This is a genomic window from Aminobacter aganoensis, assembly GCF_014206975.1.
Classification (GTDB): Bacteria; Pseudomonadota; Alphaproteobacteria; order Rhizobiales; family Rhizobiaceae; genus Aminobacter; species Aminobacter aganoensis.
On record NZ_JACHOU010000010.1, the window covers coordinates 71871 to 94209 of the forward strand.

Annotated in this window: 16 protein-coding genes; 7 read left to right on the forward strand and 9 right to left on the reverse strand. The window is 66.6% G+C overall.

All coding sequences use genetic code 11. From position 1 onward, the window contains the following. Positions 1-162 precede the first annotated feature (162 nt). Together ilvD and GGR00_RS18290 are read right to left on the reverse strand one after the other, a co-directional pair. Positions 163-2004 (reverse strand): dihydroxy-acid dehydratase, encoded by a 1842-nt coding sequence (ilvD, locus tag GGR00_RS18285; RefSeq protein WP_055972259.1) that lies wholly within the window; start codon positions 2002-2004, stop codon positions 163-165. A 141-nt stretch (positions 2005-2145) separates the two neighbouring features. Next, on the reverse strand, positions 2146-3024 hold the full coding sequence (locus GGR00_RS18290; RefSeq protein ID WP_184700307.1) for a MurR/RpiR family transcriptional regulator: 879 nt from the start codon (positions 3022-3024) through the stop codon (positions 2146-2148). Between the two features lie 222 nt (positions 3025-3246). On the opposite strand from GGR00_RS18290, the gene GGR00_RS18295 reads away from it, so the two are divergent. Next, positions 3247-4356 carry a Gfo/Idh/MocA family oxidoreductase gene (locus GGR00_RS18295; RefSeq protein ID WP_184700308.1) on the forward strand — a complete coding sequence of 370 codons (1110 nt, stop codon included), beginning with the start codon at positions 3247-3249 and terminating at the stop codon, positions 4354-4356. A gap of 103 nt (positions 4357-4459) precedes the next feature. On the opposite strand, the gene GGR00_RS18300 is transcribed toward GGR00_RS18295, so the two are convergent. Then, positions 4460-5179: a hypothetical protein gene (locus GGR00_RS18300; protein WP_184700309.1), complete on the reverse strand. Its 720-nt coding sequence runs from the start codon at positions 5177-5179 to the stop codon at positions 4460-4462. Between the two features lie 220 nt (positions 5180-5399). Here GGR00_RS18300 and GGR00_RS18305 point away from each other — a divergent pair, with 220 nt between their 5' ends. The 4 genes from GGR00_RS18305 to GGR00_RS18320 all read left to right on the forward strand — a co-directional run bounded on the left by GGR00_RS18305 (position 5400) and on the right by GGR00_RS18320 (position 10928). After that, positions 5400-6044 carry an outer membrane protein gene (locus GGR00_RS18305; protein WP_184700310.1) on the forward strand — a complete coding sequence of 215 codons (645 nt, stop codon included), beginning with the start codon at positions 5400-5402 and terminating at the stop codon, positions 6042-6044. A gap of 185 nt (positions 6045-6229) precedes the next feature. Further along, positions 6230-8824, forward strand: coding sequence for an ATP-dependent helicase HrpB (gene hrpB / locus GGR00_RS18310; protein ID WP_184700311.1), 2595 nt, complete (start codon positions 6230-6232; stop codon positions 8822-8824). Between the two features lie 105 nt (positions 8825-8929). Continuing rightward, complete coding sequence (locus GGR00_RS18315; protein ID WP_055972244.1) at positions 8930-10255, forward strand: ActS/PrrB/RegB family redox-sensitive histidine kinase; 1326 nt, start codon at positions 8930-8932, stop codon at positions 10253-10255. A gap of 112 nt (positions 10256-10367) precedes the next feature. After that, positions 10368-10928, forward strand: a complete 561-nt coding sequence (locus GGR00_RS18320; RefSeq protein WP_055972241.1) for an ActR/PrrA/RegA family redox response regulator transcription factor — start codon at positions 10368-10370, stop codon at positions 10926-10928. 121 nt (positions 10929-11049) lie between these two features. On the opposite strand, the gene GGR00_RS18325 is transcribed toward GGR00_RS18320, so the two are convergent. Continuing rightward, entirely contained in the window at positions 11050-11550 is a 501-nt protein-coding gene (locus tag GGR00_RS18325; protein WP_055972238.1) for an MmcB family DNA repair protein, read from the reverse strand. Between the two features lie 296 nt (positions 11551-11846). Here GGR00_RS18325 and GGR00_RS18330 point away from each other — a divergent pair, with 296 nt between their 5' ends. Continuing rightward, positions 11847-12467: a L,D-transpeptidase gene (locus GGR00_RS18330; protein ID WP_055972236.1), complete on the forward strand. Its 621-nt coding sequence runs from the start codon at positions 11847-11849 to the stop codon at positions 12465-12467. A 110-nt stretch (positions 12468-12577) separates the two neighbouring features. On the opposite strand, the gene GGR00_RS18335 is transcribed toward GGR00_RS18330, so the two are convergent. The 5 genes from GGR00_RS18335 to GGR00_RS18355 all read right to left on the reverse strand — a co-directional run bounded on the left by GGR00_RS18335 (position 12578) and on the right by GGR00_RS18355 (position 19537). Next, positions 12578-13153: a NifU family protein gene (locus GGR00_RS18335; protein ID WP_055972233.1), complete on the reverse strand. Its 576-nt coding sequence runs from the start codon at positions 13151-13153 to the stop codon at positions 12578-12580. 152 nt (positions 13154-13305) lie between these two features. Further along, positions 13306-13797 (reverse strand): universal stress protein, encoded by a 492-nt coding sequence (locus tag GGR00_RS18340; protein ID WP_055972231.1) that lies wholly within the window; start codon positions 13795-13797, stop codon positions 13306-13308. A 76-nt stretch (positions 13798-13873) separates the two neighbouring features. After that, on the reverse strand, positions 13874-14941 hold the full coding sequence (trpS, locus tag GGR00_RS18345) for a tryptophan--tRNA ligase (protein ID WP_055972228.1): 1068 nt from the start codon (positions 14939-14941) through the stop codon (positions 13874-13876). A gap of 155 nt (positions 14942-15096) precedes the next feature. Continuing rightward, entirely contained in the window at positions 15097-16695 is a 1599-nt protein-coding gene (gene murJ / locus GGR00_RS18350) for a murein biosynthesis integral membrane protein MurJ (RefSeq protein ID WP_184700312.1), read from the reverse strand. 46 nt (positions 16696-16741) lie between these two features. After that, entirely contained in the window at positions 16742-19537 is a 2796-nt protein-coding gene (locus GGR00_RS18355) for a [protein-PII] uridylyltransferase (RefSeq protein ID WP_184700313.1), read from the reverse strand. A 297-nt stretch (positions 19538-19834) separates the two neighbouring features. Here GGR00_RS18355 and GGR00_RS18360 point away from each other — a divergent pair, with 297 nt between their 5' ends. Beyond that, complete coding sequence (locus GGR00_RS18360) at positions 19835-22333, forward strand: heavy metal translocating P-type ATPase (protein ID WP_184700314.1); 2499 nt, start codon at positions 19835-19837, stop codon at positions 22331-22333. Positions 22334-22339 lie beyond the last annotated feature (6 nt).

Below are 22339 nucleotides of genomic sequence, written 5' to 3' on the forward strand. Positions count from 1 at the left end.
CGTCTTCCCCATGGACCGAGGATGGGCGCGGACCTTCGAATGGCAATACCAACTGCGATGAAATCGAAATGCTGTGACGCTTATTGGCCTGCGATCCCGTCGATGGCGCCAAACAAAAAAGGGCCCGCAATGCGGGCCCTTTGCATTCGTATCAGCGAAAACTTATTCGAAGTCGCCGAGGTCGCGCACGGCACCGCGGTCGGCCGAGGTGGCGAAGGCGGCATAGGCCTTCAGCGCCTTGGTCACCTTGCGCTTGCGCACCTCCACAGGCTTCCAGCCCTTGGCGTCCTGCTCGGCGCGGCGGGTGGCGAGCGTCGCCTCGTCGACGCGCAGGCTGATGGTGCGGTTGGGGATGTCGATGTCGATGATGTCGCCCTCGCGCACCAGCCCGATCGTGCCGCCATTCGCCGCTTCCGGCGAGACGTGGCCGATCGACAGGCCAGAGGTGCCGCCCGAGAAGCGGCCGTCGGTCAGCAGCGCGCAGGCTTTGCCCAGGCCCTTCGACTTGAGGTAGCTGGTCGGGTAGAGCATTTCCTGCATGCCGGGGCCGCCCTTCGGGCCCTCGTAGCGGATCACCACCACGTCGCCGGCCTTGACCTCATTGGCGAGGATCGCCTTGACCGACGCGTCCTGGCTCTCGAACACCCGCGCCGGGCCGGAGAATTTCAGGATCGACTCGTCGACGCCGGCGGTCTTCACCACGCAGCCGTTGAGCGCGATGTTGCCCTTCAGCACGGCCAGGCCGCCATCCTTGGAAAATGCGTGCTCGGCCGAGCGGATGACGCCGTTTTCACGGTCGGTGTCGAGCTCGTCCCAGCGCCGGTCCTGGCTGAAAGCCGTCTGGGTGGGCACGCCGCCGGGTGCGGCGAGGAAGAAGTCGCGCACCGCCTGGCTCTTGGTTCGCGACGTGTCCCAATGGTCGATGGCTTCGCCGATCGTCGCCGTGTGCACGGTCGGCAGGTCGCGGTTCAGCAGGCCGGCCTTGTCGAGCTGGCCGAGGATGGCGAAAATGCCGCCGGCGCGATGCACGTCTTCCATGTGCACGTCCTGCTTGGCCGGCGCCACCTTGCACAGCACCGGCACCTTACGCGACAGCGCGTCGATGTCGTCCTGGTCGAAGTCGATCTCGCCTTCATGGGCGGAGGCCAGGATGTGCAGAACGGTGTTGGTCGACCCGCCCATGGCGATGTCGAGCGCCATGGCGTTTTCGAACGCGCCCTTCGACGCCACGCTGCGCGGCAGCACGCTCTCGTCGTTCTGCTCGTAATAGCGCTGTGCCAGGTCGACGATCAGGTGTCCTGCCTCGACGAACAGCCGCTTGCGGTCGGCATGCGTCGCCAGCGTCGAGCCGTTGCCGGGCAGCGACAGGCCGAGCGCCTCGGTCAGGCAGTTCATCGAATTGGCCGTGAACATGCCCGAGCACGAGCCGCAGGTCGGGCAGGCCGAGCGCTCGATGATCTTGACGTCCTCGTCGGATACCTTGTCGTCGGCGGCGGCGACCATGGCGTCGACCAGGTCGAGCGCCACGTTCTTGCCGCCGAGCACCACCTTGCCGGCTTCCATCGGGCCGCCCGAGACGAACACCGCGGGGATGTTGAGGCGCATGGCGGCCATCAGCATGCCGGGCGTGATCTTGTCGCAGTTGGAGATGCAGACCATGGCGTCGGCGCAGTGCGCGTTGACCATGTATTCGACGCTGTCGGCAATGATCTCGCGGCTCGGCAGCGAATAGAGCATGCCGTCATGGCCCATGGCGATGCCGTCGTCGACGGCGATGGTGTTGAACTCCTTGGCCACGCCGCCGGCCGCCTCGATCTCGCGGGCGACGAGCTGGCCGAGGTCCTTGAGGTGGACGTGGCCCGGCACGAACTGGGTGAAGGAGTTCACCACGGCGATGATCGGCTTGCCGAAATCGGTGTCTTTCATGCCGGTGGCGCGCCATAGGCCACGGGCGCCCGCCATGTTGCGGCCGTGAGTGGTGGTGCGCGAACGATAAGCAGGCATGGGGGGCTCTCTCATACAATAGATGGCTAACAGTGGGATTGAGCCACTATCGCCCCTGCGTCAACCATTTTCCGCCTGAACGCCATTCTGGCATGCCGGCAGCGGGAAGCTGCCATGCGTCCAGCGCAGCCCGGCGGCGGTTCAACCCTTGGAGCTGGCTGATTTCTTGCCCTTGCGGCCGCGCCTCAGTTCGGCGACGCCGACCGTCAGGCCCATCGCCAGCGCCATCGTCGCGGCCAGCGAGCGGAAGCCGCCGAAATCGGCCTCCGCCACCTCGAACCACACCTTGGCGAACTGCGCCAGCGGCGAGAACGCGCTGTCGGTGATGGCGATGACGGGCACGTTGTTGGCCGACAGCACACGTGCCTCCTCGACGGTCGCCGAGGCATAGGGCGAAAAGCTGATGGCGATCACCGCGTCCCTGGAGCTGGCAAACGAGATGATCTCGGGGCTCAGGCCGGAGGCGGATTCGATCAGCTGGCTGCGCACGCCGAGCTTGCCCAGCGCATAGGCGATGTAGCTTGCGACGGGATAGGAGCGGCGGCGGGCCAGGATGTAGATCGTCTCGGCGCCGTGCAGGATGTCGATGGCGCGGTCCAGCGTCTCGTCGTCGAGATTGCGCGACATCACGTCGAGCGACTTGCTGGCCGCGGCGAGGAAGCCGTCGACGATGCGGCGGTTGGAGGTGCCTTCGTCGGCATCGCCGCGCACCACGGTCAGGCGTTCTTCGTAGGAGGTCGTCCGCTCCCTCAAGCGCTCGCGAAAGACCTGCTGCAGGCTGGTGAAGCCGTCATAGCCGAGATGCTGGGCAAAGCGGATCAGCGTCGACGGCTGCACGCCCGCCGATGTGGCGATGCTGGCGGCGGTGCCGAAGGCGATCTCGTCGGGATTGTCGAGCGCATAGGCCGCCACCTGCGCGATGCGCTTGGGCAGGCTCTCGCGGCGATCGAGGATCAGCGCCCGCAATGCCTCGAAATCGCGCGGCAGTGCCTCCGAAATCGTATCCGCCATGTCGTCCATTCCGCCTCCGCCTATTCCACCATAACGCCGCGCCCACGGGCTGTCCAAATAAAATGAACTGTATGTTCCATTTTCGCCAAAATTCGACTATTCAGTCCGCCATGAGCATGATCCCGAAAAGTGGGAACCGGTCTCGTGGACCGGATCACGCTCCGACAACAAGGAATTCGCCGCATTCCGATGCCTCGGAATGCGTAGTCCTATAAACCGGGAGTGCGTGAAGTGACAGGTGTAGGTCTTATCGGAACCGGCTTCATGGGCAAGTGCCATGCGCTGGCGTGGAATTCGGTGCGCACGGTGTTCGGCGACGTGGCGAAAGTCAGGCTCGTCCATCTCGGCGAGGCCAACGCCGATCTCGCCAGGCAGCGTGCCTCCGAACTCGGCTTCGACAGGGCGTCGGGCGACTGGCGCGCCGTCGTCGCCGACCCCGAGGTCGACGTAATCTCGCTGACCACGCCCAACCAATTCCACCCCGAAATGGCCATCGCCATCCTCGAGGCCGGCAAGCACCTGTGGTGCGAAAAGCCGATGGCGCCGACGCTCGCCGAGGCCGAGGCCATGGCGGCGGCCGCCCGCAAGTCGGGCAAGACCGCAGTGCTCGGCTACAACTACATCCAGAGCCCGGCCATCCGCCACATCAGGCAATTGCTCGACGAAAAGATCATCGGCGAGGTCAACCATCTCCGCGTCGAGATGGACGAGGACTTCATGGCCGACCCCGAGGCCCCGTTCTTCTGGAAGCACGAAGCCAAGTCAGGCTACGGCGCGCTCGACGATTTCGCCGTCCATCCGCTGTCGCTGATATCGGCCCTGTTCGGCTGCGTCGGTTCGGTCATGTGCGACATGGCCAAGCCCTATCCCGACCGTCAGGTCGCCGGCGGCGGCCGCCGCGCGGTCGAGACCTACGACATCGCCTCCAGCCTGATCCACCTCCAAAACGGCGTCTCCGGCACGCTTCTGGTCAACCGCTCCGCCTGGGGCCGCAAGGGCCGCATCCAGGTCCAAATCTTCGGCTCCAAGGGGTCGATCGTCTTCGACCAGGAGCGCTTCAACGAGATCCAGCTCTACGTCACTTCGGATCGTGCGACCGAACAAGGCTACCGCACCATCCTCGCCGCTCCCGTCCACGAGCCCTACGGCAAGTTCATCCCCGCCCCCGGCCACGGCCTCGGCTTCAACGATCTGAAGACCATCGAATGCCGCGAACTCCTCGCCCGCATTGCCGGTCAACCCGCGCGCGTCATCGACTTCGACGAGGGCCTGGAGATCGAACGCACGGTGCATGCAATGGCGCGGTCGTTTGCGGAGCAGAAGTGGGTGAAGGTGAGGTAGGGCGTACGCTCTACGCCTCAGTAGCCCTCATGGTGAGCTTGTCGAACCACGAGGGCGCTAGGCATCCCATTCTGCGGGCCAGGACCCCCATGGTTCGACAGGCTCACCATGAGGGTCTCGCGGAAGCTCTTCCCCACCCCACCTGCACCACATAAAACGCCAGCAAGATCGCCGCGTTCATCTCGAGCACTTCCTCGACGGCGGCCAGCGCGCGCGAGGAAGTCGCTATGTCGATCGCCTGCGCCAGGCCGATGAAGCCGACATGCAGGAAAAGCAGTGCGTGGCCCGACAGCCAGCCCGTCGTCCCGGCCATGTTGCGCGCGATCTGGCGTGCCGCGAACAGCACCAGCCCGGCCGACAAGGCGAGCACGAGCGCCACCAGCAGCCAAGCCAGGTTGTGGCTCACCTGTTGCAGCAGGCGAAACGCCAGGATCAGCAGGTCGTGGAAGCCGTCGAGCTGTCCGCCGCCATAGAGCGGCAGCGGCTGGAGCCCGAACAGCCGCGAGCCGAAGCTGGTCTCGTCCAGGAACTCGGCGAGCCCGATCAGGCCGGCCAGGACGACCGCGAACCGCGCACCGCGCAGAATGGTAGAGGCCGCGGCGCCCAGGACGGCTGCGGCCAGGAAGATCACCGTCCCCGTCTCGACGATGCCGTCCTCCTGGAGCAGCAACTGGCGGATGCCGGGCGCAAGGATTGCTGCGAGTGCCGCCGCCGCAGTGACGGCGCCGACCAGTGCCAGCGCCGCGACGAGGAGGCGCAGCTGCCCGCGCCGTCCCGGGTCTGGCGTCGCGCCGGCCAGTGGGGAATACGCAAAGTCCGCCATGGACCTCTCCTGTCACAAATCCGTCAAGTGCCTGTCACGGTAAGCGTCATTCCGGCGAAGCAAGGGCGGCGCCGATCACTCTTGGCGACCGTCTGTGACAGGAGGCCCCCTGTAAATTGCCGCAGCGGCTCAGTCGCCCCCGACTGCGTGTTGACACCCGGCATCGAGCTTGTATCCAGTCGAACCACGGATTCGACTTTTCGTCGTCTGAGGGGGAAACATGAAACGTCTTGCCGTTGCTGCGGCTGTAGTGGTGTCAACTGCCGGGTCTGCTTTGGCGCAGGACGCAAGCCGGGTCGGCGTCGACTGGTCCGGCGTCTATGTCGGCGCGTTCGCTGGTGGCGCCAATGGCGATGCGTCATACACCAACGTGCCCGTTGGCATTCCCGATGTGGGCGCGATCGATGGCGGCCTTGCCGGCCTGAAAGCAGGCTATCGCTTCCAATACGGGCCGGCGGTGGTGGGCGTGTCCGTGGACGGAGCGCTGGCCAACGTCAAGGGCATGGTAGGCAGCTTCAATCATGCCCGGTTCAAGGTCGAATGGCTGGCAACCGCCAACGCCCAGCTTGGCCTGGCGTTCGGTCGCGCACTGGTCTACGGCACCGCCGGCGGCGCGCTGGTCGGTCTCCAGCACGACTATGACTCGGTAGCGTCCGTTGACGTTTCTTATCCCCGCCGCACGCACTCGGGCTATGCCGTCGGCGGCGGCGCCGAATATGCATTTGCGGACAAGGCCTCGATCAGTTTCGAAATCCGCCATTTTGTCCTTGAGGAGGAGACCTTTCCCCAGGTGCTCAATGTGATGGGTCACGCCGTCGATGCCAATTTCACCGCCGGCACCATCGGATTGAACGTCAGGTTCTAAGAGATCGTCGTCGCGCGCCGTGCGCATCGGCCGGCCACGCTGCGATACCGTCAAATGCTTTGCCTGGGACATCGGCGTGGCCGTCCCGCCGCAGGTGCTCCGGCCGCCGAGCTTGCCTCGTGGCGGCCTGCACTGGTATTGCCGGCCGGACCGCCTGCGCGGCGGAAAAAGGCGGAACGAACCCGATGACCAAGCTCCCCGACCTGCCGGTTTCGGCGGTCCTGCCGCACCTTGCCGAGGCCTTGTCCTCCGGCAATAGCGCGGTTCTGGTCGCCCCGCCCGGCGCCGGCAAGACCACTTTGGTGCCGCTGGCGCTGCTCGACGCGCCCTGGCGCGGCGACGGCAGGATCGTTCTGCTCGAGCCGCGCCGGCTTGCCGCCCGCGCCGCCGCGCGCCGCATGGCAGCGCTTCTCGGCGAGGAGCCCGGCGAAACCGTCGGCTACGCCATGCGCATGGAAAACAAGGTCAGTGCACGGACGCGCATCCTCGTCGTCACCGAGGGCGTTCTGGCCCGCATGATCCTCGACGATCCCGAACTGCCCGGCATATCCGCCGTTCTGTTCGACGAGTTCCACGAGCGCTCGCTGGATGGCGATTTCGGCCTCGCGCTGGCGCTCGACGTGCAGGGCGCGTTGCGCCCCGACCTCAGGCTCGTCGTCATGTCGGCGACGCTCGACGGCGCCCGCGTGGCAAAGCTCCTCGATGCAGCCCCGGTGATCGAGAGCCAGGGCCGCAGCTTCCCCATCGACATCCGCTACGACGAGCGCCCGGCCGGGGTTGCCATCGAGGACGCCATGGCCAGGGCGATCCGCACGGCACTCGCCGACGAGCCGGGCAGCGTGCTCGCTTTCCTGCCCGGCCAACGCGAGATCGAGCGCACCGCCGAACGTCTTGATGGCCGTATCAGTGCCGATGTCGACGTGGTGCCGCTTTATGGCATGCTCGACGGAAAGGCTCAGGATGCGGCGATCAGGCCGGCGCCCGCCGGTCGCCGCAAGGTCGTGCTGGCGACCGCCATCGCCGAGACCTCGATCACCATCGACGGCGTCCGTGTCGTCATCGATTCCGGCCTGTCGCGCCTGCCCAGATACGAGCCGTCGAGCGGGCTGACGCGGCTGGAGACCGTGCGCGCCTCGCGCGCCGCCGCCGACCAGCGCGCCGGCCGTGCCGGCCGCACCAGCCCCGGTGTTGCCGTGCGCTTGTGGCGCGCCGAACAGACGGCGGCACTTCCGGCATTTTCGCCGCCCGAAATCCTGGAGGCCGACCTCTCCGGCTTCGTGCTCGACTGCGCCGCCTTCGGCGTTGCCGATCCCGCCACGCTTGCCTTCCTCGATCCGCCGCCGGCGCCGGCGTTGGCCGAGGCGAGGGCATTGCTGGTCGATCTCGATGCCATCGATGCCAATGGCCGCCTGACGCCCTCCGGCCAGGCGATGCGAAAACTCGCTCTGCCCGTCCGCCTCGCCCACATGGTCGCCGAAGCGGCAGGGCAGGGTGCGGCCCTCGAGGCCGCACAGCTCGCCGTGCTGATGACCGAGCGCGGCCTCGGCGGCGACAGCGCCGACCTTGAACGCCGGCTGCAGCGCTTCCGCAACGAGCGCGCCCCCCGCGCCAACGCGGCACGGCAACTGGCCGAGCGCCTGGCGCGGGCGGCGGGGAAGAATGCCCCTCACCCTTACCCTCTCCCGGTGAATGACGGGGAGAGGGGAGCATCGACGTCGCGGCCAGCCTCCTTCTCCCCGTCGTCACGGGGAGAAGGTCCGGCAGGGGTTGAGGGGCAGCGCGAACCTGCGCGAGGGTCCGCAACGTCAGACCCGCTGACTCCCGGCGCCCTTCTCCTCTTTGCCTGGCCCGACCGTGTCGCCAAGGCGCGCGGTGAGCGCGGCCGCTTCGTGCTCGCCAATGGCAGCGGTGCCGCCGTCGATGCCGCCGATCCGCTTGCCGGCGAGCAATATCTCGTCGTCGCCGATCTCCAGGGCAAGGCACAGAACGCCCGCATCTCGTCCGCTGCCGCAGTCTCCGAAGCCGACATCCGCACGATCCTTGCGTCGCATCTGGAGCGGAAGACGCAAGCCGCCTTCGACCGGGAAAAGCGCTCCGTCCGCGTCCGCGAAACCGTTCGCATCGGCGCCGTCACCCTGTCCGAGCGCATGCTGCCGGCACCCAGGGGCGAAGAGGCCGACCGCGCCATTCTCGAAGCGCTCCGCGCCCACGGTCTCGAGCTTCTCGACTGGGGCAAGGAGGCCGAGACTCTGCGCCAGCGCCTCACCTGGCTGCACCGCGGCCTCGGCGAGCCCTGGCCCGACATGGCGGACGTAGCCTTGCTCGACCGCCTGGAGGAGTGGCTGCTGCCCTTCCTGCGCGGCGAGGCATCCTTCGCCCGCATCGGCGCCGGCGTGCTGCACGACGCGCTGCTGTCGCTCGTCCCGCACGATCTCCAGCGCAAGATCGCCTCGCTTGCCCCGACGCATTTCACCGCGCCCTCCGGCAGCCATGTGCCGATCCGCTACGATGGCGAATTCCCGGTGCTGGCCGTTCGCGTGCAGGAGCTGTTCGGCATGGACAAGCATCCCGCGATTGCCAACGGCACCGTGCCGCTCACCCTGGAGCTGCTGTCGCCGGCCCATCGCCCGATCCAGACGACGCGCGACCTGCCCGGCTTCTGGCGCGGTTCCTGGGCCGACGTCCGCTCCGACATGCGCGGCCGCTACCCCCGGCATGTCTGGCCGGACAACCCGCTGGAGGCGCAGGCGACTGCCCGCGCCAAGCCGCGCGGCACCTGAGCCCGGCCCGGCTCCGGCAGGCTGCGGCACCTTGGGTGCCGGTTTTCGGAAAAGACCGTGCACGGGCACTTGGCGCGGATGCGCCTTGCAGCGCATATAGCGGGCATGAACTCGCTGACCCGCACCCCCGACCTCCAGCACAGCCACCGGCTGCGGCTCAACACGCTCATCCGCCTGCGCTGGCTGGCGATCGTCGGCCAGAGCTTCACCGTCGTGGTGGTTGCCTACTGGCTGGAGTTCCCGCTGCCGGTCAGCCTGTGTTTCGCGCTCATCGCCAGTTCCGCCTGGCTCAACCTGTTCCTCGCCTTCCGCTATCCCGCCACCCAGCGCCTCAACCCCTTTGCCGCCTTCGCCATCCTCACCTTCGACAGCCTGCAGCTCGCCGGCCTGCTGTTCATCACCGGCGGCCTCACCAACCCGTTCTCGCTGTTGATGACCGTGCCCGTCGTCATCTCGGCGACGTCGCTGCCGCTGCGGCTGACCGCCATGCTGGCGGTTCTGGTCATCGTCATGGTCAGCCTGCTTGCCTTCTTCCACCTGCCGTTGCCCTGGTACGACGGCATCGTGCTGGCAATGCCGTTCATCTATACCTCGGGCATCTGGATCGCGGTCTGCTGCTCGATCGCCTTCACCGCCATGTATGCCTTCCGCGTCGCCGACGAGGCCCGCCTGCTCGCCAACGCGCTTGCCGCCACCGAGCTGGTGTTGCAGCGCGAGCAGCACCTGTCGGCGCTCGATGGCCTCGCCGCCGCCGCCGCCCATGAGCTGGGCACCCCGCTCGCCACCATCACCCTGGTCGCCAAGGAGATGGAGCGCGCGCTCGGCAACGATCCGAAATACGGCGAGGACGTCACCCTGCTGCGCAGCCAGAGCGAGCGCTGCCGCGAGATCCTCAAGCGCCTCACCAGCCTGTCCTCGGAGGGCGAGGAACATCTTGCCCGCCTGCCGCTGACCTCGCTGGTCGAGGAGGTCATCGCCCCGCACCGCGATTTCGGCATCTCCATCAAGCTCGACCCCGGCGAGCGCATCGGGCCCGAGCCGGTCGGCCACCGCAACCCGGGCGTCATCTACGGTCTCGGCAACCTCGTCGAAAACGCCGTCGACTTCGCCCGCAGCCGTGTCACCGTGCACTGGCGCTGGGACAGCGACACCGTCGCCTTCAGCATCATGGACGATGGCCCGGGCTTCCCGGCCGACATCATCGACCGCATCGGCGAGCCCTACATGTCGACCCGCCAGGGCGCCGAGCCCGGCGGCGGCCTCGGCCTCGGCCTGTTCATCGCCAAGACCCTGCTCGAGCGTTCCGGTGCCGAGATCAGCTTCAGCAATTCCAGCGGGCCGGGCGAGGGGGCCGTGGTCCGGATCTCGTGGCCGCGCACCGTCTTCCTCAATCCGGCCGCTGCCGGCACGACGATGTTCGACACCGCATGAGGCCTGAAGTCACGGCATTTGGGCCTGCGCCATTGGACATGACGCCTCCGCACCTATATCTGCTTGGAAAAACATAAGAACGACTGGGATCAACGATAAAAGGACAGAGGCGATGACCACCCAGGACATTGCGGCCGGATTGCCGGGCGAAGACCACTCACTGCTGCTCGTCGATGACGACAAGCCCTTTCTGACCCGCCTGGCCCGCGCCATGGAAAGCCGCGGCTTCGCCGTCGATACCGCCGAGAGCGTCGAGGAAGCGGTCGCCAAGGTCCGCGCCAATCCGCCGGCCTATGCCGTGGTCGACATGCGCCTGGGCGACGGCAACGGCCTCGATGTCGTCTCGGCCATCCGCGAGCGCCGCGAAGACACCCGCACCGTCATCCTGACCGGCTACGGCAACATCGCCACCGCCGTCACCGCCGTGAAGCTCGGTGCCATCGATTATCTCTCCAAGCCTGCCGACGCCGACGACGTCTATGCCGCGCTGACCAATTCGTCCGGAGAGCGCGCAGCTCCGCCGGAAAACCCGATGTCCGCCGACCGCGTCCGCTGGGAGCATATCCAGCGCGTCTACGAGATGTGCGAGCGCAACGTCTCGGAAACTGCACGCCGGCTCAACATGCACCGCCGCACCCTCCAGCGCATCCTCGCCAAGCGGGCGCCGAGATAAGCGAATAGCGAGCAGTGAGTGGCGAATAGTGGGCGGCGCTTGATCTTCAGGCGCCGTTTCTCGTTCTGCTATTCCCTATTCCCTATTCCCTATTCCCTATTCCCTATTCCCTATTTCCCTCTTACTCGCTTTCCCCTTCCAGCGCCGGCACCGCCACGCCCGCCAGCTCCGCCGCCAGCAGCCGGGCGGCTCCCGCGCGTGCGATGCGCAGCATCAGCGCCTTGCGTGTCGCCGCCGCGATCCGGTGCTCCGGCGCTTCGCGCATGATCTCGGCGCCATAGCCGTCGGAGAGGATGAAGCCGCACTCCTCGGGAAAGATGCCGGCCGGCACCTCCGGATGCGTGGCGAAGAAGAAGCGGTCCGAGTGCAGCCGGTATTCCGGCCATTTGCGGTCGACGCGGAAGTCCTCGATCGACGACTTGATCTCGATGATCCAGATGTCGCCCTGCCGGGTCAGCGCCACGAGGTCGGCGCGCCGTCCCGTCGCCAGCGACAGTTCGGGCAGCACATGCGCGCCCATCTGCATCAGCAGGCGCTGCACGCCGCGACGCACCAGCATGGCGCGCTCGGACTGGCGGCCATCGACGAGGGGGTTGGAAGCGACGGGGGAAATGATCGGCATGGACCAATCATTGCATCATTTGTTCACGTTTTGAACCCGCTCGCTGGATTATTCCAGACAGCATCCCGCCAGCCGGTTCCGCGCCCGGGCAAAACCCGCCATTGCCGCCTGTCGTTGAATCTGTTGGTTTTTCCCGCGATGCGTGTTGCCGAAATGCCATAACCCGGACCTTACGTTAACGAGAGCGCGGCTTTGCTGGTCCGCGCCTCTTGGCAAGCAAAATGCCCGACCGGTAAGAATGGTGGCAAAAATGAGGCCGAATCGGTCCGGATGTCGCTCTTGCTTGGGAACCCCACATGCGATTGAAGTCTCTTGCCATTGTCGCCGCCCTGGCGCTGACCACCGCACTCGCGGGCTGTTCGACCGACGGCGTCTCGCGCATGTTCTCCAACGATTATGGTGGCCGCGTCGATGCCGGCTACCAGCTGCCGACCATTCCGATCAGCAAGGTCCCGCGCCAGTTCCATCGCCAGATCGTGCGTTACGAGACGAACGAGGCTCCGGGCACGGTCATCGTCGATACCGGCCCCAAGTTCCTCTACCTCGTCCAGCCCGACGGCAAGGCGATGCGCTATGGCATCGGCGTCGGCCGCGAAGGTTTCGAATGGCAGGGCACTTCCCGCGTCGCAGCGAAGCGCGAGTGGCCGGTATGGACGCCGCCCTCGGCGATGATCAAGCGCCAGCCCGAGCTCGCCAAATGGGCCGGCGGCATGCCGGGTGGACCCAAGAACGCGCTCGGCGCCCGCGCCCTCTATCTCTACAACAAGGGTGGCGATACCGGCTACCGCCTGCATGGCACGCCGGAATGGAACTCCATCGGCAAGGCCATGTCCTCGGGCTGCATCCGCCTGATGAACCAGGACATCATCGACCTCTACAACCGCGTCGACGTCGGCGCCAAGGTCATCGTGCAATAACTGCGAACCGTCCAGGCAACACGGACGTCGCAAACGAAAAACCGGGCGCTTTGGCCCGGTTTTTTGTTGTCTGGTCTTTTCGTCCCCGCTGATGGCCAGCGGAACAGGTCTCAGGAGATCTGTTCGACCTGCTGGACCTCCGGCACGAAGTGGCGAAGCAGGTTCTGGATGCCGTGCTTCAGCGTCGCCGTCGACGACGGGCAGCCGGCGCAGGCGCCCTTCATGTGCAGGAACACGGTGCCGTTCTCGTAGCCGCGGAAGGTGATGTCGCCGCCGTCCTGGGCCACCGCCGGGCGCACGCGCGTGTCGAGCAGTTCCTTGATCGTCACCACGATCTCGGCGTCGGCCTTGTCGAAGAACTCGTTCTCGTCGTCATGATGGCCGCCGCCGCCCGCGGCCTGGCCTGCCATCACCGGGGCGCCCGACATGAAATGTTCCATGATCGAGCCGAGGATCGCCGGCTTCAGGTGCTGCCAGTCGGGGCCGTCCTTGCTGACGGTGATGAAATCGTAGCCGAAGAACACGCCGGTCACGCCCGGAATGTCGAACAGCCGGCCGGCCAGCGGCGAGGCTGCGCGCGCGCTGTCGGCATCGCGGAAATCGGCGGTGCCTTCGAGCAGGACTTCCTTGCCCGGCAGGAACTTCAGCGTCGCCGGATTGGGGGTCGCTTCGGTCTGGATGAACATGGGCGTGTCTCCGTGCCCGCGCGCGCGGGGTTGTCAGTTTGGAATAGTTCTAATTAGGCTTAAGACGGCCGACATTCAAGCCGCTGGCGCGCCTCCGCGCCAATATGTTGCGCCCAGTCTATTAGGCCAGGGGTCTATTGGGCCAGGGTCTATCAGGCCAGGCTGTCGATGTCCTCGTCGGACAGGTTGAGCGGCACCACCGTCACCGGGATCGGGAAGGCGGCGCCCTTGCCGGCGATCGAGGCGACGAGCGGGCCGGGGCCTTCCTTGCCGGCGCCTGCCGCCAGCACCAAGATAGCGATATCCTGGTCGTCTTCAATCAGCTTGTGGATCTCGTCGGCCGGCCGGCCCTCGCGCACCACCAGTTCGGGCTCGATGCCCAGCGTCTCGCGCACCTTCCCGGCCTGCGTGTCGAGTGCGCTGTTGGCCGCGGCGGTCGCCTCCTCGCGCATGATCTTTTCGACTCCCAGCCAATGCTGGAAATCGTCGGGCTCGATGACATAGAGCAGCACCAGCACGCCGTTGGTGCTCCGCGCCCGCTTGGAGGCATAGGCGACCGCGCGTTCGCATTCCGGCGTATCGTCGATGATCGCCAAGAACTTGCGCCGGTGGCCGGCTTCCTTGCTGAGGCGTTTGGAGACCATGTGCTACCCTGATGTTCGGTTGGCAATCTGCCACCGGCGCGGGCCGCCCGCAAGCAGCCGGCGCCGATGTCGTTTTTCAGTCGCCCAGCAGGCCGATGATGTTGCGCACGTCCTTCATCGTCGTTTCGGCGATCGCGCGGGCGCGGTCGCCGCCATCGCGCAGCACGGCGTCGATATGGCCGGGATCGTCCATCAGCCGGCGCATCTCGCCGGCGATCGGCGCCAGTTTCTCGACCGCCAGATCGGCCAGCGCCGGCTTGAACACGGAGAACTGCTGGCCCGAAAACTGGCGCAGCACCTCTTCCTTGGTCATGTCGGCCAGGCCGGCATAGATGCCGACGAGGTTTTCCGCCTCCGGGCGCTCCTTCAGGCCGTCGAGCTCGCTCGGCAGCGGCGCCGGATCGGTCTTGGCCTTGCGGATCTTCTTCGAGATCGTGTCGGCATCGTCGGTCAGGTTGATGCGCGACAGGTCGGAGGGGTCCGACTTCGACATCTTCTTCGAGCCGTCGCGCAGGCTCATGATGCGCGCTGCCGGCCCGCCGATGATCGGCTCGGTGATCGGGAAATAGCCGTTGACCGTCTCTTCGCCGACTTGCATCTCGACGCCGATGCCGAGATCGGCGATGCGCGCCGAGAAGTCGTTGTTGAACTTCTGGGCGATGTCGCGCGTCAGCTCCAGGTGCTGCTTCTGGTCCTCGCCGACGGGCACGTGGGTAGCGCGATAGAGCAGGATGTCGGCCGCCATCAGGCTCGGATAGGCAAGCAGGCCCAGCGAGGCGTTCTCGCGGTCCTTGCCGGCCTTGTCCTTGAACTGCGTCATCCGGTTCATCCAGCCGATGCGCGCCACGCAGTTGAAGATCCACGCCAGCTCGGCGTGCTGCAGCACGCGGGCTTGGTTGAAGACGATGTGCTTCTTGGGATCGATGCCGGATGCCAGGAACGCCGCGGTGATCGAGCGCGTCTGGCTCTCGAGGTCGTCATGGACGAGCTGTGCCGTCAGCGAATGCAGGTCGACGACGCAATAGATGCAGTCGTTGGTGTCCTGCAGGGCGACGAACTTGCGGATGGCGCCGAGGTAGTTGCCGAGGTGGAGATTGCCGGTCGGCTGGACGCCGGAGAAGATAAGCGGTTTGAAGTCGGTCATGATGGATCCCGTGGCTTGTGGAGGGCCGTTTCGCGCGCGGCGAAAATCGAGTGGCGCTTATGAACGATGGCAGGGGATCGGGCAAGGGCAGTCAGCGCGCTGGGCCAATCAACCCGAATGGCTGTCCGCGCGTCGCACCGGCTCCGCCAGCGCCGTCACTCGGGCTCGGCGGCACCAGTGGCGGCGTTGGCGCGGTTGCGCCGGATGTTGCGCCGGATCATGCCGATATCCGCCCCGCCGATGCCGAAGGCGACGCCGAAATAGATGACCATCGCGCCCGCCACCAGCACGGCCAGCGCTGCCGCCTGCGTGTAGACCGGGGCGACGGACCCGAGCCATTGCTCGGCCTCGCCGGCGGCGAACCACAGGCCGGCCGCCATGATCGCCGCGGCGATGACCAGGCGGGGGATGCGTTTCAGCAGCGCCGCGTCGCGGTCCCAGTGGCCGCGCAAGATCAGGGTTCCCAGTAGCATCGCCGCGTTGACCCAGCCGGCGATCGCGGCGGCCGCGGCGATGCCGGGCGCGCCCCAGGATGGAAACAGCGTCAGCGCCAGCGACACGTTGACCGCCACCGAGATGGCCGCGAAATACATGGGCGTGCGGGTGTCTTCGCGGGCGAAGAAGCCGGGCGTGAACGCCTTGATCAGCACGAAGGCCGGCAGGCCGAGGCCGAAGATGGCGAGGATCGCCGACACCACCGGCGTGCTGTTGGTGGCAGCAAACGCGCCGCGCTCATAGAGCACCCGCACGATCGGTTCGGAGATGACGAGCAGTGCCGCCGCCGCCGGCAGCGTCAGGAACAGCGTGAACTCGACCGAGCGGTTCTGCAGGTTGGCCGCCTCGATCAGGTTGCCCGACTTCAGCGCCCGCGACAGCTCCGGCAAAAGCACGATGGCGACCGCCACGCCGACCACGCCGAGCGGCAGCTGGTAGACCCGGTCGGCAAGGTTCAGCGACGACACCGCGCTGTCCTGGCCCGAGGCGATCGCCGTGCCGATCAGCGTGTTGATCTGGGTGATGCCGCCGGTGATCGCGGCGGGCAGGGCGAGCCACAGCAGCCGCTTGACGTTGGGCGTCAGCTTCGGCCGGCGAAAGCCGATGGCGATGCCGGCATGGCGCACGGCGATCCAGACGATGGCAAGCTGCACCAGGCCCGCCGCCAGCACGCCCCAGGCCAGTGCATAGCCCACCGTCAGCCCGTCATGGCCGCGATACCAGGCGTTGGCCAGCACGCCGACCAGGATGATGTTGAGGAACACCGGGGCGACTGCCGCCGCGAAGTAGCGGCGCAGCGAATTCAGCATGCCGCTCATCATCGCCGCCAGCGACATGCAGATGAGATAGGGGAACATGATGGTGGCGAGCGCCACCGTCAGGTCGTACTTCTCCGGGTTGTCGGCAAAGCCGGGCGCCACGACGAAGCGCACGATCAGCGGCATCGCCAGTTCCATGGCGATCGTCAGCGCCAGCAGCGCCGTGAACAGCACGCCGAACACCTCTTCCGAGAAGCGCTTGGCGCCCTCGACGCCGTTGGCCTCGATCTCCTTGGCGAACAACGGCACGAAGGCGGCGTTGAACGCGCCTTCGGCAAACAGCCGGCGGAAGGTGTTGGGAAACTGGAACGCGGCATAGAATGCGTCGGCCACTGGCCCGGTGCCGAGTGCTGCCGCCATCAGCATCTCGCGGGCAAAACCCAGCGCCCGGCTCATCAGCGTGCCCGACGCGACCGTCGCGAATTTCTTGATCAGTGACATGGGACGCGACGATGCCTTGCGGATTTGGGCGGGAGAATGGCTGCGCTCATTCCGCCGCCGCTTTGGCCTTGGCGCGATCGGCGTTCGGCCCTTCGAGCGTGGCGATCAGGCGGGCGCGGATGTTTTCGAGCCGTGTCGGGTTGTCGATCTTCTGGCCGGTCAGGTCGGTGACGTAGAAAGTGTCGATCACCTTCTCGCCGAAGGTGGTGATGTGCGCCGAGGCAATGTCGAGCGACAGGTCCGACAGCGCGCCGGTGATCTCCGACAGGAAGCCGGGACGGTCGAGGCCCACCACCTCGACCACCGAGAATCGGTTCGACAGCGTGTTGCGGATCTCGGCGCGCGGCTGGATGCGGAAGGTCTTCTGGCCGCGCTTCGGCTTGGCCCGCTTGGCGATCATCTCCGGCAGCCAGCTCTTGCCCGAAAGCACGTCCTCGATCAGCTGGCCGACGCGCTCGGCGCGGCGGCGCTCGTCCTCGTCGCGGTCGAACTCGCGGGAAATCAGGATGATGTCCAGCGCCCGCCCGTCGGAGGTGGTGAAGATCTGCGCGTCGACGATGTTGCCTCCGGCAGCCGCACAGGCCCCCGCAATGACGGACAGCAGCCGCGGATGGTCCTGCGCCAGGATGGTGATTTCGGTGACGGCCTCGAACTCGTGCGTCCGCACCATCGTCGACAGCTGCTTGCCCGCCTCGTCGGCGCCGCGAATGAAGTCCGCATGGCGCTTCTGGTCGTCGAGATCGACGGTCAGGAGGTAGTTCTCGTAGTGCAGCTTGACGTATTTCTTGCGCGCCTTCTCCGGCCAGTCGGCAAGTGCGCCGGCCAGCGTCTCGCGGGCCGCCGCCGTGCGCTCGGCCCGGGACAGCTCGGAAAAGCCGCCGGTGAGCAGCAGCTCGGTCTCGAAATACAGCGTGCGCAGCAACTGGCCCTTCCAGCCGTTCCAGACGCCGGGGCCGACGCCGCGAATGTCGCACACGGTCAGGATCAGCAGCAGCTTCAGCCGCTCCACCGACTGCACCACGTCGGCGAAGTCGTCGATGGTCTTGCGGTCGTTGAGGTCGCGCGTCTGCGCCGTCATCGACATGGCGAGATGGTTCTCCACCAGCCAGGCCACCGTCTCGGTGTCGGCGGGCGATAGCCCCATATGCGGGCCGATGCGGCGGGCGATCTTGCCGCCGGCCTCCGAATGGTCTTCCGGCCGACCCTTGGCGATGTCGTGCAGCAGCACCGCGACATACAGCACTTCGCGCTGCTTCTTCAGCCCGCCGATCAGCGAGTGGCTAAGCGGGTGGATCTTCTCGCCGTCGCCATGCTCGATCTCCGACAGCACGCCGATGCAGCGCAGCAGGTGCTCGTCCACCGTGTAGTGGTGGTACATCGAAAACTGCATCATCGCGACGATCTTGCCGAAATCGGGGATCAGCCGGCCGAGCAGCCCCGCCTCGTTCATGCGCCGCATGTTGAGCTCGGGATTGCGGTCCGAAGTCAGGATGTCGAGGAAGTAGCGGTTGGCCTCCTCGTTGCGGCGCAGGCCCTTGTCGACCAGCCCGAGCGAGCGGGTCAGCAGCTTCAGCGCGTTCGGGTGCAGCTCCAGCCCGTGCCGGTCGGCGAACCAGAAGAAGCGCAGCATGTTGACCGGGTCGCGCCGGAACACCTCGTCGTCGGCGACGTTGATGCGCTGGTTGTCGATGATGAAGTCGCTGGTCCCGGCGAGCTTGCGCCGCCGCCGCGAAAAGCCCTGCAAAAGCCCGTGGAAGCCGGGCGCGTCCTTGGCCTGTTCCTCTTCGAGGGCGGCACAGAAGATGCGGGTCAGGTCGCCCACCTCCTTGGCCACCAGGAAGTAGTCCTTCATGAAGCGCTCGACCGCCGAAAGCCCGGGCTGGGTGGTGTAGCCCAGCCGCTCGGCGATCTCGCGCTGGATGTCGAAGTGCAGCCGTTCTTCCGGCTTGCCGGTCAGGAAGTGCATGTGGCAGCGCACCGCCCACAGGAAGTCCTCGGCCTCGACGAACTGGCCGTGTTCCCCTTGTGTGAACACGCCCTTGTTGATCAGCTCGGCGCCCGTGCGCACCCGGTAATAATATTTGGCGATCCAGAACAGCGTGTGCAGGTCGCGCAGCCCGCCCTTGCCGTCCTTGATGTTGGGCTCCACCAGGTAGCGGCTCTCGCCTGATTTGGAATGGCGGGTGTCGCGCTCGGCGAGCTTTGCCTGCACGTATTCGGGCCCGGTGTCCTTCACCAGCTCCTTGTCGAAGCGCTCGATCAGCTCGTCGCAGAGCTTCTCCTCGCCCCACACGAAGCGGGCTTCGAGGATCGCCGTGCGGATGGTGATGTCGCTGCGCGAAAGCCTCAGGCACTCGTCGATGTTGCGGGTGGCATGACCGACCTTCAGCCCCATGTCCCACAGCATGTAGAGCATGTATTCGACGATCTGCTCGCCCCACGGCGTCTGCTTGTAAGGCAGCAGGAACAGCAGGTCGATGTCGGAGCCCGGGGCGAGGGTGCCGCGGCCATAGCCGCCGACGGCCACCACCGCCATGCGCTCGGCCCGCGACGGGTTCTTGGCCCGGTAGACGTGGGTGACGGCGAAGTCGTAGAGGACGCGGATCACCTCGTCCATGAGGTGCGATATGCGGATGGCGCAGGCGGTGCCGCCCTCGTCCTCCATCAGCATGCTCTCGGCGATCTTCTTGCCGGCGGCGACGCGCTCCTTGAGCATCGCCAGCACCGACGTCCTGATTGCCGGATCGGCGCCGTTGCCGTCTTCGCCGGTCAGTGCACTCAGGTCGCGGCGCAGCGCGTCCGCGTCGATCAGAAGCTCCAGGTTGAGCGGAATGTCTGTCATGTGCCTCGGCTGGCCTCGCCCTTGAGGTCGCGTCTATAGCGCGATTTTTCCGCCATGGGTATGGCCGCGCGCTGTTGCAGTTCCTGCTGATATGGGTGCGCCGGGATGCCGAGCCAGCCAGGGAACGATTGCCCCGGCGTCCTCGTTAGAGATTGTCGAACATGTGTTCGACAATGCCCGTCCCTTTTGGGGCGCGCTGGGGAACAGGGGTTTCGAACACGCCATCCCGCCGGGCTGTTGACCTTACCCGTACTGGAACCTCTAGAATCACCCCACGAGGAATGCGGAACCAGTGACATGAACGACAAGCACGACCATCACGGCCACCAGCATCAGGCGGCCAACACCAAGGCCCCGGCCGAAGGCGAAACCGTCGTGCGCGATCCGGTCTGCGGCATGACCGTCGATCCGGCCGCCGGCAAGCCGACGCTCGAACATGCCGGCCACCGTTACCATTTCTGCAGCGATTCCTGCCGCAACAAGTTCCAGGCGGCGCCGGACAGCTATGTCAGCGCCAAGGATCCGGTCTGCGGCATGGATGTCGCCCGCGACACGGCCAGGCATTTCCTCAAGCACGAGGGCTCCGGCTACTATTTCTGTTCCTCCACCTGTGAGGGCAAATTCACCGCCGAGCCGGCAAGATACCTTTCCGGCAAGCCCGCAGCGGAGCCGATGCCCAGGGACACGCAGTACACCTGCCCGATGCATCCCGAGATCATCCGCGACAAGCCAGGTTCCTGCCCGATTTGCGGCATGGCGCTCGAGCCGATGATGCCGAGCGCCGACGACGGCCCCAATCCTGAGCTGGTCGATTTCACCCGCCGCTTCTGGGTCAGCGCCGTCCTGTCCATTCCCCTGCTCGTCATCGCCATGGGACCGATGCTCGGCCTGCCGGTGCGCGACTGGATCGGCGAACCGCTGGCCTCCTGGCTCGAGCTGGCGCTGGCCACGCCGGTGGTGCTGTGGGCGGCGCTGCCCTTCTTCCATCGCGGCTTGGATTCGTTCCGCAACCGCAGCCCCAACATGTGGACGCTGATCTCGCTCGGCGTCGGCGCGGCCTATATCTATTCGGTCATCGCCACGCTGTTCCCCGACCTGTTCCCGCACCAGTTCCGCGGCCATGGCGGCTCGGTGCCGGTCTATTTCGAGGCGGCGGCGGTCATTATCGCCCTCGTCTTCCTCGGCCAGGTGCTCGAACTCAGGGCGCGCGAGCGCACCGGCTCGGCCATCCGTGCGCTGCTCGATCTCGCGCCCAAGACCGCCCGTCGCGTCGCCGACGACGGCTCCGAGGCCGAAGTGTCGCTCGACCAGGTGGTCGGCGGCGACCGCCTGCGCATCCGCCCGGGCGACAGCGTTCCCGTCGACGGCATCGTGCTCGAAGGGCGCTCCTCGGTCGATGAATCGATGATCACCGGCGAGCCGGTGCCGGTCGAGAAGACCGAAGGCGACAAGCTCACCGGCGGCACGCTCAACAAGAACGGCTCGCTCATCATGCGTGCCGAAAAGGTCGGCAGCGAAACGGTGCTGTCGCAGATCGTCGACATGGTCGCCAAGGCCCAGCGCAGCCGCGCCCCGATCCAGGGCCTCGCCGACCGCGTCTCGTTCTACTTCGTGCCCACCGTGGTCCTGATTGCCATCGTCTCCTTCATCGTCTGGGCGCTCATCGGGCCCGAGCCGAGCATGGTCTTCGCCTTCGTCTCGGCCGTCTCGGTCCTCATCATCGCCTGTCCCTGTGCGCTGGGCCTTGCCACGCCGATGTCGGTGATGACCGCCACCGGCCGCGGCGCCCAGGCCGGCGTGCTGATCAAGGACGCCGAGGCGCTGGAGCGTTTCGCCCGCGTCAGCACCCTCATCGTCGACAAGACCGGCACTTTGACCGAAGGCCGGCCGAAGCTCACCGACGTCGTCACCGCCGAGGGCGTCGAGGAAAAGGACCTGCTGTCGCTCGCCGCCGGCCTCGAGAAGGGCTCCGAGCATCCGCTCGCCGAGGCCATCGTCGAGGGTGCGGCCGAGCGTGGCGTTGCCGCGCCCGACGTCCATCACTTCGAATCGATCACCGGCAAGGGCGTCGTCGGCGCGGTTTCGGACCGTAAGGTGGCGCTTGGCAATGCCGCCCTGATGGCCGATCTCGGCATCGACTTCGGCGACCTCGCCACTCGCGCCGACGCGCTGCGCGGCGAGGGCAAGACGGCGATGTTCGTCGCCCTCGACGGCAAGCCGGCCGGCGTCGTCGCCGTCGCCGACCCGATCAAGGCTTCCGCCGCCGCCGCCATCCGCGAGCTGCACGGCCTCGGGCTGCGCATCATCATGGCGACCGGCGACAATGCCCGCACCGCCAAGGCCGTCGCCGACAAGCTCGGCATCGACGAGGTCCGCGCCGACATGCTGCCGGAGAGCAAGAAGGCGCTTGTCGACGAGCTTTGCGCCAAGGGGCAGGGCGTCGCCATGGCCGGCGACGGCGTCAACGACGCGCCGGCGCTCGCCGCCGCCGATGTCGGCATCGCCATGGGCACCGGCGCCGACGTCGCCATGGAAAGTGCCGGCATCACCCTGGTCAAGGGCGACCTCGGCGGCATCGTCCGCGCCCGCAAGCTCGCCCAGGGCACCATCCGCAACATCAAGGAGAACCTGTTCTTCGCCTTCATCTACAACGTCTTGGGTGTTCCGGTCGCGGCGGGCGTCCTATATCCGGTCCTCGGCACGCTCCTGTCGCCGATGATTGCCGCCGCCGCGATGAGCCTGTCGTCGGTGTCGGTCATTGCCAACGCGCTGCGGCTCAGGGCGATCAAGCTCTGAACCGCG